This is a genomic window from Terribacillus aidingensis, assembly GCF_900215625.1.
Classification (GTDB): domain Bacteria; phylum Bacillota; class Bacilli; order Bacillales; family Amphibacillaceae; genus Terribacillus; species Terribacillus aidingensis.
Genome location: NZ_OBEK01000002.1, coordinates 279860 through 294221 on the forward strand (window position 1 = coordinate 279860; position 14362 = coordinate 294221).

Sequence of the window (14362 nt, forward strand, 5' to 3'; positions counted from 1 at the left end):
ACAAGCAAACTAGAGGACACTAAATGACGCACTGACGTTGTTTAGTGTCCTTTTCATTTAAGGATTAAGAGTTATATCCGATATTACTATGGAGGTGGTAATAAATGGAGTTGTTATTTTCGAAAAATGAATTTAATGATCTGTACAGATATAAATATGAGGAAGGGGTTAAACATCGAGAAAGAGTTGATAAGAGTAATCCTGCGCACCAATATTTTGTGAATAGGATCCCGGAAATCTTGTTATCCAAACTAAAAGGTACTGATTTATCTAAAGAGAAATTGGATATTCAGGCCTCAGTTGGTGAAGGAAGGTTATCAGAGGTATTCTGGGTTGCTTTTCTTAATGAAGACTATGTACCAAAGAACAAAAGTAACAAGTTATCAACTCGTAATGGTATTTATATAGTTCTCCTATTAGATATAAACCTTGAGTATGCTTACTTATCTATAGGAAACGGATCTGAGTTTCTAGGTTTAAAAGAGTTAAAGGAACTCTCAAGAAATCAGATGAAGATTATTGAAAAGGAGCCGCTTGAAGATCTAGAACTTAATTCAAATTTCAACTTTTTCTTAGGTAAGAGTACGCGGCCTAAAAAGTATGTAAAAGGAACAGTAGTATATAAAAGGTTCAATGTTAGAAACATAGAAGTCAATAAGTTGATTAAGTATGTTATTAAACTACATAAGTTACTAGATCTTATAGTGTTGGAAAAGGGTATCGAAGAGTTAGAGGTAAAAGAAACAAATGAAAAGAAGAGAAGATATACTACAATAAGTGTAGACAAACATGCTGCTCTCCTAGAGAAGAGAAACAAACTGCAGAAAATTGTTGGAGACATTGCAGAAGAATTTGTATATCAGCAGGAGCTTAGAAGACTGGCACACTTACCCGCCCTACAGGAAAAGGTAGAATGGTGCTCGAAAACAACTGATGGATTAGGGTACGACATAAAATCTTACTTTGAAGATGGCCGAGAGAAGTTTATTGAAGTGAAGGGAACTGCTTTAAACGCTAATGAAATCACTTATTACTTATCTTTGCGTGAGAAGATCGTAGCTGCAGATAAAGGTGATCAGTATGCTTTGGTGGTGGTGTCTAATGCATCTGAGGAAAAAGAGCCAAGGATTATTGCAGAAGTTATTAATCCAGCTGATTCGTTATTTAATGAGTTAGAGGCGATTCAGTTTAGAGGTCATTATGAATCTTAACAAGTTTATAATTTACGGCATTGTATTACTATTATCAATCATTCTTTTTTATGATGTGCGATATGACATAAGAAATAAGAACCGTATGCGTAATTACTTCTTTAAAAATGAAGGTTGGTTCAAGAATAGGACTTGGTTCGAGCTCATTTCCTTAGGAAGAATATGGGTGCGGTGCATACTAATCTTAATACTTGCTATATTTATATTTAGAGATAATAGCTATATTGCTAGCAAGGTTATTTTGATTGTACTTATTTACTTTACAATAAAGAAGTATTTTGTTGTATACGCTATTCAGTTAGAGAAAAGTGAAATAAAAAAATTAAAGAGAAAAGCTTCGATACAACAAAATATTTACCTGTATAGTTGGCTAGGTGAAGGTAATCTTAAAAATTCATTTTTATTTGAAGTGCTACGTGAAGATAAAATGGAAAAGAGCGATATCTTAAATTTAAATAAAGTTAAATGGTACCTTAAGAAAAGGTTAGGGGATAATGTAGGAGATTATCATTTGTTGAAGAGTTTTCTCGAAGCTCAACAGAAGAACAATCTAGCTGAGCTTGCTAAAAGTTTTATTGCCCCTTTAGTAGTAGGTTGTTTCTCCATAATTTTAAGGGAACTTGTTTCTTCAGAAAAATTTAAAACTTTTATTAATGATTTCTTTAATATAACTTTAAATAATAATGACACTTTTTCTTATATCTCACTAATGCTGGATATCTTTTTAATTGTCATGTTAGTAATTTATTCAGTTATTTTTGTCTTAACAGTCTTAAATAAGGATAAGAAAAGAATAGGAACTATTATTGCTGTACTTGATAATATAATTTATGAAAAAGAAAAAAAATAGTATTCTACTAGCAAACTGGAGGACACTTAATGATGCAATGGCGTCGTTGGTGTCCTTTTTTTAGGAGGATGAGCGATGGATACTAGGCAGATGACGCATCTTCCAGAAATAGATGAAGAAGTGCAGCAGATTACTTAAAAGGCTTAAAGAGTATCAGGCCTTGAAGATTAAACATGGATAAGTTCAGGGTTTAAACAATTATGTTACAGTTCGCTTAAGTCAATACCTTAATCACCTTTTAATAAGCTAGATAACCAATATATATTCAGGCTGTACACTACATCCCTTTACAACCTCAATAATCTAATAGAGCTGTAACTTCTCCTTAGTAAGAGAGCGATAAATAGGTAATTGTAATTAATCATAGTCAAACGTGGGTCATATGGTCTATAATAGTAACTGATTCCAAATGCATCCATAGGAGGGTTAATAGTAAAAATGAAGAAAATAATGGGTTTATTATTTATAATTGGTATTGTTTTTTTAAGTGCCTGCGGTGAAGAAGAGGGCGCAGAAGGAAAGAATACCAAAGAAGGTAGTGCATCTGCTAGAACTACTACTGAAGAAGTTAAAGCGGAACCAGCTAGTTTAAAGCTAGAAGAAAAGATAGATCAGTTTGGTGGGGAAAGTTTAGAGGATATATACCCTAGAAATACAGATTTTGAGATATTAAAAGATGGTGACTATACATATTTATTTCAATGGGAAGCTCAAGTTGTAGATCCTAGTAGTTATTATGTTTCTGTAGCAAAAGATAATAAATGGGTAACAATACAGAATGAGGTTAATATTGCTGATGATAGTAATCTTTCCAATCGTACATTTAGTGAGCCGGAATTTATTAAATCGGGTAATTCTATCTTATTATTACTGAGTACTTGGGATGAAACAAACGGAGATTACAATACAGCATATAAGTTAAAGTTTAATCCAGAAGGGACAATGAATGCCAAGCTTATAATTGATAATCCAGCTGTAGATGGCGATGAATTTAATACACTTTCGTTGAGATTCGTCGAAGGTAGTAACGAAAAGGTATTTATAGCCGAGAGGAATTTGGATAACGTTGGGATTATTTATGATGATGAAGGTAATGAAAAATATGTAGTGAATAATTTAGGCATGTCTTCTGGATGGGATTCCTCATACTTAGATTCAGAAAAAAACATTCTCTATTTCGACGGTGGATCAATGTATGATTTGAGTAAAGATGATTATATGTGGACTGAAGCAGGTGATAAAAAGAGAGATTCATCTAAAATAGCAAACTATGCTTCATACTTAACTCCACAAAATGATGGTCTGTATCAACTACACAAACCTCTTGGCGAAGGATGGTCATTAGATTATTCTATCTTAGAAAATGAAGAATTTAAGTTACAAGATTCTGTTAAGATACAAGATGAATTAGATGCCAATAACGCTAAAATGGTTGTAAATGAAGAATCTGTAGAAGTATACACCACTGTCGAATACAGAGGAAAACCAACAATACAAAAGTACACTTATAACAGAGTGGATTTATAATTATTTAAAAAACCCTTCCAATTAGGAGGGGTTTTTAAAATTAATATGATAGTCGACATAGAGATAAAATTTGTTCCTTACACTTATTATTATAAATAAGGCACTCAGTAAATGATAAAGGTCTATCTTAAGTAGTTTCTTTACTGCTCACCATTTCCAGCGTTATTTGCGATAATATATAAGATATAACGCAGAAATACTGGAAGAGGATTCTGGTAACCTTTTTTACTTTGTTACGACTTAAAGTACTGAAAGTCTGCAGCACTATGTTATCCAATTCTGACTTTTATAATTAAAAGTGAGACAGGTAATGTCGATATAAGAATAAAGGGAATTCAAACTTAATCAAAGTAAAGTGGATTTAAAAGATTGGGATGTTATAACAGATGGATGGGTTGAGCACATTAATCACTGGTTTAGTAGTAATGTTTGTAATTTATTGGTCAGTATATTTTATTAACTCCGGAATTAAGATCTCTAGAATTAAAAAGAGCGGAATAAAAGATATAGACAAGATGAGTGGAGCTAATTTTGAATTCTACTTAGCACAATTATATAAGAGTAGGGGATATTCAGTTAAGATAACCCCAGGAAGTGGTGACTATGGTGCTGATCTGCTTATAACTAATAATAAAGAGTATCGTGCCATTCAAGCGAAACGATATAGTAAGCCTGTAGGTGTAAGAGCAGTGCAAGAGGTTATTGCTGCAAAGATTTATTATGAGTGCAATGCTGGTACTGTTATAAGCAATAATAATTACACAAAGAACGCAATTAAAATGGCCAACAAAACTGGCATAGAGCTTATTGGGAGAAACGAACTTATGAGCATGATAATTGAAATGAAAAACACTAAAGCTGGTTGAATTACTCGTGAAGCGCAAATAGAAGGGGTATAACCGAATGACTAAAAGAAGTATTGAGGAATCAATGAGAAGAGCAGCAGCATCTAATGTGTTGTCAGGGAAATATACAACTGAAGAACAAAATAAGTTAATAAAGACTAACCTAGAAGGTAAAATCACTCACGAAGAATTTATAAAAAAAGCATTGGAACTAGCCTTAAAGTAATTACATTGAAAGCTGAGGTAAATAAATGAAGAAGAATGTGAACTATTTAATCTTACTTTTAACTATCATCTTTATGGTTGGTTGTACCAATGTAGAAGATGTAGCCACTACCGATAATGAAACAGCTCCAAAAGTAGCAGCCACAGAGAATTCAGATATAAAAAGTGAAAAGGAAGATGCTGTTGCGGAGGTTGTGGAAGAACCAGATGGAGAGGAGCCTGAAGTAGAGGAAACCTCAACCGGAGAAAAGGAAGAAGAGTTTCCGGGATACGATATCCTTAAAGTCGATGGTGGTGATTTGTCTGGCTATCGTCAACCGAACGTTGTCGTTGACATTGGTTTTGGGGGACGTGAATATTAGGCGTTTACTAACGAATACGGGCAATTGGTACGTGTCATTGCTGACGAAATCATTATACAAGATGACAGTAACGAACCTGTATTATCGTCTGGAAGATATTACTCTGATGAAGCAAAGGTTCCTGGTGTCGAAAGTGACGTTTTAGATGAAGGACATATTATTGCAGACTCTCTAGGAGGGGTCTCAAATGCTTATAATATCACACCTCAAGATAGCACGCTCAACCGACACGGTGATCAAGCGTATATGGAAAAAAGTATCCGTGATGCAGGTGGAGCCACTAATTTTGAAGCTGTCATCACCTATCCGGATACGGAAACGCAGATTCCTTCAAGTTATCAGTATACTTATACTTTAATGGGTAACGAGATCTTTGATACATTTGACAATGTGAACCCTGATGAAGTAAACGAATCACTTGGACTAACCGGAAATAAGGACTCCGAGTCCGAATCAGCAAGTTCCTCTACAAATGAAGGGGACCTTTCTAGTGTTGATACAAATGGTAATGGACAGGTTACAATCGCAGAAGCAAAAGCAGCAGGGTTCAGTATGCCAATAACGAGTGATCATTGGTTATACAAGTATATGGACGATCGTGATAATGACGGAATGGTAGGTGAGTAAGCCCCTACAACGCTTAATCTTAATAAGACATAAGTTTAATTACATTTATAAGGTACTTATCTGACTAAAATATATATGAGGGGATATTTTCCACTTATTTGTTCTCTAACAGTAACCGGAGGATACTGAATTACGCAGTAGCGTTGTTTAGTATCCTTCTTTAATTACCGGAGATGCCAAGCAGTTGACTCTCTCCTTATACAGGTTAATACTTACCTAAATTAAGTCCATAATTTTTGATTTTATCCGTGTATGTCCTGCATGCTTCCTTCGTGCAGCTTGCCTTTTGAAATATGTAATGGTATTCTCAATCCTTTTATGCCTCAGGGCTTGCACAGGGACGCCTCAATGTATGAGCTCTCACGCTTTTTTATGTGAAAAACTGATCTACTAATGTTTCTAAGCATTTTCTTTTATTGAATTTGAGCATTATCCTGTACGAGAATCTAAAAGTATTAATAATGTGTCACAAATGCTTAGACACGTTCGCTATATAGAGTGAGAGGGGGATAAGATGAAGAAAAAAAAGCAAGTTAAACAAGATTATAAAAAGATGGAAGAACTATACGAGTTGTATGAGCAAAAAGTTTATTCAGCAGCTTATTCTATACTGAATAATATTCAGCAGTCTGAAGACACTGTCCAGGAAACATTTATTACACTTTATAACAATATAGAAAAACTTCACAGTCTGGATGATTGCGAGGTTAAGCGCTACATATTAAAAATTGCAAAGAACAAAGCAATTGATAGCTACAGAAAAAACAAACGGCATGGTGTGCTTCTCGAAGAATATCAAAATGAATTTGTAGAAACTGCAAATGAAAATATAGGGGAATGGGAGCAGCGTTTAATATTTGAAAACCAAATTGATGCTTTGTTAACAGTATTAAATGAGTCCGGCAAGCAGGTTTTTAAATATAAGGTTTTCTATAACTTATCATATCAGGAAATCTCCAAGTTAATGGGATTAACGGAAGGCAATGTTCGGGCGGGCTGAAGCCTTCCGCTTATGAAAAGAAAGCAATTGAACCAAGGCTTGAAAGAGATTGCTACCGAACTGGATATCGGTAATTCATAGATCAGATAGCAGAAATTAAAATCATATTAATATGAGCCCTCTCCTATAAAAGGAAAGGGCTCGTTGCTTTGATATCAACATAATATAAACAATCATAAATGTACGCTTTTATGGGCAACTACTTGTGATAAGGGAACCGTACCATAAGTAAATGAGGTCTTTTCATTGTTAAAAATAATTGTAATAACCTGGAGTGCTGTCATTAAACTGATTTTGTCGAGAAATATCTGAACAAATAATAGTTGATGAGAAAATACCATTCATCCAATTTAGTATAAGCAGCATTTTTTTATGCAAAAAACATTCAATTAACTGCCCTTTTCTCCATTATATTCTTAATCTAGTTCATTACTTACAAGCTCCATAGGAATTTACCCATCTTCCGCCTCTGTATCCAAGTGAAATCGTGGCGATATTATTATTAAATAGATTTCTTAAGGTTGTTTTGGTCTTTGTAATGTCTACCCGTATCTTTAACAATATCCCGAAAATGGAATAAAAGTTTCCAAATTTAAACACATTCTAGTAAAATAGGATTAGACTATTGAAATATCGAAACAAAAGGGTGAGTTCTGTGTTTTTTAAGAAGCTGTTTAACCGAGAGGAAAAAAATAATACAAAAATTGATAGAGCAGTCGAGGTTATGAAAACAACTCACTTTGCTAATCCTGATCCTAAACAAAATCAGATTAATCATCAGTTGTTATATAATGAAGCCAATGTATACATTGATGAATTTAGACACATAAAAACTACAGCTAAAATCTTAAATATGGTTGCTGATGCAGTAAAGCAGCCGAAATCTGAAAACAGAAACGGCATGACTTTTACGGTTTCATATGGTGTAAGAGATAGTAACTTTATAAGAGATTCATTCAGATATAAAAATAGGACACACTCCAGATGTGAGATGCCTCACTTTCAAGCTTTCTACTCCACGTTCTCTGATATGAATAAGGAGCAAAAGAACTGGTATTTTTACTGGAGGGAGCAAGTGATAAATGGGCACTACCCGGAAACGGACTTGAGTTATATTTATGTATTTGTATATGAGCTGATCAATTATTCTTTCAATTCTAATGCCGCTTTTAACCTAAGTATGATATACCGTTTATATAAAGCTTATAAAGGTCAACATCGTATTGAGCGGTATATTTCATTAATCGGAGATATGCTGTACGAGTTGGGGGAATACAGCTTAGCTGAAAAATGGAGTCCAAATCTCCCTCAAATTCCTCCGTTATATAGACAGTTAAATGAAAAGCAAGACAGCTTATCCCGCATTTCCATCACTTATTGGAAGAGTTATTTAACACAGCATCGTCCATCTAAGTTTTTTGAGAAAAATAAAAATAAGATTTATAAAACGTTTAAAGAATGTCTTCCTTTATTAGAAACGAGTCATTTGAAGCACAACAACAATAAATTAATTGATGTTTATTTTAAACAAAATGAAGAGAAGGAACAACGCTGGCTTTTCTCAGGGATGGTTTCTATTCGGACAGAAAATAATTTTATAGAATTTACTAGTAATAATATTTATCCAACAGAACAATTGTTCAAGGAAGTGAGTGCGTTTTTTAGATTATCAGAAAATGTAACCCGCTTATTAAATCATGAGAAACGGCAGCTTCAGTTGGACGAGGGAATATTTCCTTCAGAACTGAAAAATCAAATGATTGAGTTTTTATCCCGACCTAAGGAGAGAGGCCGCTTTAAGACAGTAAAAACAAAAGTAGTAGAGGAAACAGGAAGTGCTATTCCTCCAAAACCGGATCTCACACCTAAAGTGGTTATTGAATTTAACGATGAAAGAATACGGCAACTGACAGAAGAAACAGATCTCCTGGTGGATGAAGTCGCAAGAAGATCTTTAGAACCGGAAGAAGAACTCAGTGAAACTTCAGTTGAGGTTGATCTTGGAGAACCAGAGAAAGAAGAAGAAGATCAGGGATTAAATAAGTTTTTCTCTAGGTCAGAAGATGATATAGATAGCGAACAGATAGAAGATTTCTTAGATTCATTAACAGATACAGAGAAAGCTTTTCTTCAGCAATTTAAGGATATGAATTGCTCTAGCAGTGAAGCGGCCTTATTCCTTAAAGCAAAGGGCCTAATGCTCGGTGTTGTCTTAAGCTCAATAAATGAAAAGGCTCAGGATTCGCTGGAAGATAATTTTTTGGAAGAGGACGGAGAATTTTTATCTATTTATGAAGAGTTTGAAATAGTAGTCAACTTGTTAAAGGAGAGGTAACTTGAAATGAAGATGAAAAAACGTGATTCATCTGCGATCCTCAACTCATTAAGTGGAGGCGTAGTCCCCAACAGAGGCATTCAACATATTATGGTTGGGCGAACAGATGAAGCTAAGCAAATAATGTCTGACCTGGATCATGTTAAAAAGGGTACTTCAATCATTAAAATTTTTATTGGGCCTTTCGGGAGCGGGAAAAGTTTCATTCAAGGATTTATTAAGCAATTAGCCTTTAATGAGAAGTTTGTTGTAACCTCCGCTGATTTCACACCTGAACGCCGCTTGTATGGAACTGAAAATAAAGCAGTAGCGTTATACAGTGAGCTGATGAAGAATTTATCTACGTCTACCCAGCCTGAAGGCAATGCTTTGTCGGGTATCTTAGATAAGTGGATAACTGAAGTGCAAATGAGAGTTATGCATGAAAAGAACCTTACAAGTTTGGAATTTGATAATCCATTATTTGTTACTCAGGTCGAACAGGAAATTACGAATGTCATTTCTAAAATGGACGAACTAACAGGCGGATTTGATTTTGCTCGGATTCTTATTCAATATTTCCGGGGTTTCGTAAAAGATAACCAGGACTTACAACGAAGAGCTCTTCGCTGGCTACGTGGTGAGTATGGCACAAGAACAGAAGCAAAAACCGACTTGGGTGTACGCGATATTATAGACGACAATAACTGGTATAACTATATTAAAATTTTTTCTCAATTTGTTAAACAAATTGGTTATTCTGGACTGGTAATCAATTTAGATGAAGCAATTAACCTTTATAAAATTACCCATCCTCAAACGAGAGAGAAGAACTACGAAACTATATTAAAGATCTTCAATGATACACTTCAAGGTAACATTGAAGGCTTATATATAACTTTTGGAGGAACTGTTGAGTTCTTAGAAGATGAGCGCCGCGGATTATTTAGCTATGGTGCTCTAAAACGAAGGCTTGAAACGAATAAATTTGAAACAACTGAGTTTCGGGATCTATCTCAGCCTGTTATTAAACTGACACGGTTAAAAACAGATGAAACTTTTCTATTGCTACAGCGGCTTCGGGATATACATGCTACCCATAATGACTATGAGGCGTCTATAACAGATGATGAGATTAAACGGTATATCGTGGCAGAATACAATCGTCCAGGAGCTGTTGAAAATCTAACAGTGGGGGATATAATACGCGGTTTCTTGGGTGCTTTAAATATATTACACCAAAACCCTGGATATAATCGTGAACAAATATTTGGTATGGTGGAACAATCCGAAACGAAAGCTTCCAGCATTCAATCCCGTTTTTCTCGGACTGAAGGGTAGGGCTATCCATATGAGTTCATTTGAACTGTTATCTAAATTCCTTCAAAAGAAAATCTGGGATATGAAATGGTCAAATTTTACTGTTATTCAAGAAAAAGCGATTCCCGCTATTTTACAAACCAACAACGATATTGTGTTATCAGCTGGTACTGCTTCCGGTAAAACGGAAGCAGCATTTTTGCCTATTTTAACAGGTGTAGAAGATATTGCCGACCAGGCGCTGAAAGTTATGTATATCTCACCATTAAAAGCCCTCATTAACAATCAGTTTGAACGGATCAACCAGCTGTGTGAATACATGAATATAGAAATTCATCGTTGGCATGGTGACGTTTCGCAAAGTAAAAAACAAAAATTTATTAAAAATCCAACAGGTATACTTCAGATTACTCCTGAATCTATAGAAAGTTTATTTATCAATAAACCTGGAGTCCTGCCAACACTTTTCAAAGAATTAGAGTTTGTAGTTATAGACGAGATCCACTCTTTTATAGATAAAGAAAGGGGTGTACAACTAAGGTCATTACTATCACGTATTGAGGAGTTTACCAAAGTCAGGCCAAGGATTATAGGATTATCGGCTACAATTGGCAACTTTAAAGTTGTAAAAGAATGGATAAATCTAAAACACCCTGAGAATGTCAGTATTATTGAAGATAAGTCATCCGATAAACAGCTGCTCTACAGTCTTATGTACTTTGAAACAGAAGAAGATAATAATAAACCTGTTGAGCTATTTGAAGACATGAGAGATCTTACAAAAGAACAAAAATCAATTATTTTCTGCAACAGTAGAGGCAGTGTTGAGGAAACAACTGTATTTCTTAATCGGTTGGCCAAAAAAAACGGAGCAGGGGAAACCTACTACCCCCATCATTCATCAATAGACAAGAAAGAACGGGAATACGTAGAAAAAATAATGTCCGAAACTAAAGAGCCCAAAAGTGTGGTAGCTACAAGCTCTTTAGAATTAGGAATAGATATAGGGAATGTGGATTTAGTCGTCCAGTTAGACAGTACATATACTGTATCATCACTCAAACAAAGGCTAGGCCGATCTGGCAGGGAAAGAGATGCGGAACAGATGCTGCAACTTTACGGTACCGGGAAAGATAGCCTGCTGCAGTCTCTTGCAGTTATGGAATTAGTCTTAGACAAATGGATAGAGCCTGCTGAAGGTTATGCAGTTCCCTACAATATTTTGTTTCACCAGGTCATTTCCATTTGCGCAGAAAAAAATGGAGTAACATTAAAAAAATTACTGGAGCTTATTGAAAATAACGATATTTTTCATTCCCTAAATTTAAGTAAAGCAGAACTCTTAATACACCATATGATTCAAAATGATATTCTTGAGAAGCTGAGCGGAAAAGGAGAAATCATTGTCGGACTTGAAGGGGAAAGAATACTGCGAAGTAAGGAGTTTTATTCTGTATTTTTGACTAATGAAGAGTACGAAGTAGTTGAAGGTACAAGAAAAATAGGTAGAATTGACAAAACTCCATTTATTTTCGAAGGAGACAACGTAATTTTATCCGGACGATTATGGACCATAATCTTCTTAGATACTGAAAGGAATAAAGCATACGTAAACAAAGCAGTTAATGGCAAACCTCCTAAATATTTAGGGGACGGAGGAAAAATTCATAAAAAAATTGGGAAAAAAATGATGGAAATCCTCTGTTCTGATGACAACTTTGAATATTGCGACGGGAAAGCAAGAGCAGCTTTAGCGGAATTGAGAAGACCGTATCATCTATATGGAATAGATACGACCGATAGAGTTATGTGGAAAGAAAAAGGTAACACTTATTTTCTAGAAACATTTTCTTCTACTCAAATAGCAACAACAATATTTTGGATGCTTAAAATTGCAGGTGCTAATCCAAAGGGAAAAGACCTGTTAGGAAGAATAAAATTTGAATACGATGGCAGCCTAACTAAGCTCTATAATGATCTGAAGAATTTTACTTGGGATGAAAAGGATCTTCTTGAGGAAAAGAAGAAAAAAGAAGATTTCCATTCCAAATATGCTGAATTTATTCCGCAAGAGCTTAAGGATGAGTTGCATATTAAACATGAGTTAGATTTAAAGGGTACGATAGAGTATTTACATCAATATCAGTGGAAGTTAATTGGATTATGAAGTTGATAATTAGTTTGAACTGAAAAGTGGATAGATGACTAATCCCACATTGACGCCAAAGGAACGGTCGGCAGATTAGGTATATAAAAAATAAAAGATACTAAGATGATAAGTTTTAAGCGTTTGATAGAAATTAAGGAAGAATTAGAAAAGCATATACCAACGGATTTAAAATAGAACTAAAAATGGAAGTGATAACATGTCAGAAGAAAAGGAAATTGCAAAAAAGATAATATCATCTGGATATTTTGCGGATCAAATTCCAGGGGAATTTAAATCTACTACTTTAAGTCAGAATATAGATAAACTTGAATTAACAAAATCAAAACTATCAAAAGATGGCTTAAACAAATGGTGTAAACTAATAGATTATTCAATACCAAAAACAGAAAACTTTAGAAGAATTCTATCGGTTCCACACCCCCTTCATTACATATTGTTAGCGAGATTAATTGAAGATAATTGGGTAAATTTAGAGTCACACTTTTCAAAATCACAATTTTCTTTAACCACTCCACAAATTTCTGAAGGTAGTATAAAACCAAAATATAAGATGTCTGAAATGATTAATAGAAGGGTACATAATCTTGTATTAAAAAGGTATATTTTACAAGCTGATATTACAAGATATTATCCAAGTATTTATACTCACTCTATTCCGTGGGCACTACATACTAAAGAGATTGCAAAAGCAAACCCTAGAGATGATGGGTACTTTGGTAATGTGATTGATAGATTGGTAAGGAATTTACAGGATGGACAAACTGTTGGAATTCCTATTGGTCCAGTTGTATCACTAATAATACAAGAAATAGTCGGTTCAACAATTGATGATGAATTTCAAAGAGAATATGGCGACGGTTTAGTAGGTTATAGATATACAGATGACATGGAATATTACTTTAGCTCATCAGAAGAAGCTGAAAGGGCCCTGAATATTTTAAATAAAACCCTAAAAAAATATGGACTAGATTTAAATAATTCAAAGACTAAAGTAATTAAAATACCGCAAGTTCTGGAATCTGAGTGGTTATATTACTTTAAAAAGTATGAATTTAGGAGAGATAAAAAGGATAAAAGAAAATCAATTTATCTGCAGCATATTGATATAAAAGAATTCTTTAGTACAGCTTATAGATATAAAATTCAATTAAATGAAAAGGGGATTTTAAACTATGCAGTAAAAGTTTTGAGAGGTGTTGTGATATATAGAGAGAATTGGGATATATTTGAATCGTTACTATTGCAATCTATCCTTGTAGATTCCTCAATTATACCTACAGTATTTGAAACTATTGAAGGGTATAAATATAGGGGATATCCTTTAAACAACGAAAGGATAAAAAGCTTTATTAATGTTCTTATAAGGGATAATGTGGAGTTGAGAAATGACTTTGAGGTATCATGGGCTCTAAGTTTTGCCGCAAAGTTGGATATTTCTATAGATGAAGATGTAAGTAAACTATTGTTAAAGAATGATAATGCAATAATAAATATACTGGTTATGATATTAAATTCAAAGAACCTCTTAAAGGGGGATTTAGACTTTTCATATTATGAAACTCTTCTTACAGAAGAGAGTCTTTATGATAGTAATTGGCTCTTCTATTATGAATGCTGTTTTCATGGTTGGTTAGGTAAGGACAAAAATAACCAACATTTTAAAGGTGACAAGTTTTTTGAACAGCTTTTGAATAACAACGTATCATTTGTTGACCCCACATACTCTAGAGTGTTAAAGGAAGTAAAAAGGTCAATCATTTCTTTATGTCTTAAACACTATAAAACCAATATGAAAACCTTAGAGGCAGAGGAAATTATGTCAAAAGTAATTGAAGAATACTCTTTTTCAATGGAAGGTGATCTAGAGGAATTAAATATTGAGTTGGTGAATGAAATTAATAAGATAAAAAC

At 34.1% G+C, this 14362-nt stretch carries 10 protein-coding genes and 1 pseudogene; all 11 read left to right on the plus strand.

The window, feature by feature from the left end; genetic code table 11:
- The first annotated feature begins 104 nt into the window (after window positions 1-104).
- Window positions 105-1211, plus strand: coding sequence for an MrcB family domain-containing protein (locus tag CRO17_RS06775; protein ID WP_097040611.1), 1107 nt, complete (start codon window positions 105-107; stop codon window positions 1209-1211).
- A 166-nt stretch (window positions 1212-1377) separates the two neighbouring features.
- The gene (locus CRO17_RS06780; protein ID WP_143595994.1) at window positions 1378-2061 is read left to right on the plus strand and encodes a hypothetical protein; all 684 of its coding nucleotides are present in this window, start codon (window positions 1378-1380) and stop codon (window positions 2059-2061) included.
- 438 nt (window positions 2062-2499) lie between these two features.
- Window positions 2500-3588: a hypothetical protein gene (locus tag CRO17_RS06785; protein ID WP_097040616.1), complete on the plus strand. Its 1089-nt coding sequence runs from the start codon at window positions 2500-2502 to the stop codon at window positions 3586-3588.
- 386 nt (window positions 3589-3974) lie between these two features.
- Window positions 3975-4454: a restriction endonuclease gene (locus CRO17_RS06790; RefSeq protein ID WP_097040619.1), complete on the plus strand. Its 480-nt coding sequence runs from the start codon at window positions 3975-3977 to the stop codon at window positions 4452-4454.
- 37 nt (window positions 4455-4491) lie between these two features.
- Window positions 4492-4659, plus strand: coding sequence for a hypothetical protein (locus CRO17_RS17455; protein ID WP_179636886.1), 168 nt, complete (start codon window positions 4492-4494; stop codon window positions 4657-4659).
- 25 nt (window positions 4660-4684) lie between these two features.
- Window positions 4685-5647, plus strand: a pseudogene (locus CRO17_RS06795) (DNA/RNA non-specific endonuclease).
- 514 nt (window positions 5648-6161) lie between these two features.
- Window positions 6162-6647 carry an RNA polymerase sigma factor gene (locus CRO17_RS06800; protein ID WP_097040620.1) on the plus strand — a complete coding sequence of 162 codons (486 nt, stop codon included), beginning with the start codon at window positions 6162-6164 and terminating at the stop codon, window positions 6645-6647.
- A gap of 655 nt (window positions 6648-7302) precedes the next feature.
- The gene (locus tag CRO17_RS06805) at window positions 7303-8982 is read left to right on the plus strand and encodes a TerB N-terminal domain-containing protein (RefSeq protein ID WP_097040622.1); all 1680 of its coding nucleotides are present in this window, start codon (window positions 7303-7305) and stop codon (window positions 8980-8982) included.
- A gap of 6 nt (window positions 8983-8988) precedes the next feature.
- A complete protein-coding gene (locus CRO17_RS06810; protein ID WP_097040625.1) occupies window positions 8989-10302 on the plus strand; it encodes an ATP-binding protein in 1314 nt (437 codons plus the stop codon).
- A 10-nt stretch (window positions 10303-10312) separates the two neighbouring features.
- Window positions 10313-12448, plus strand: coding sequence for a DEAD/DEAH box helicase (locus CRO17_RS06815; protein ID WP_097040627.1), 2136 nt, complete (start codon window positions 10313-10315; stop codon window positions 12446-12448).
- 199 nt (window positions 12449-12647) lie between these two features.
- Window positions 12648-14362, plus strand: a 1715-nt coding sequence (locus CRO17_RS06820) for an RNA-directed DNA polymerase (protein ID WP_143596012.1), incomplete at its 3' end; no start/stop codon positions are given.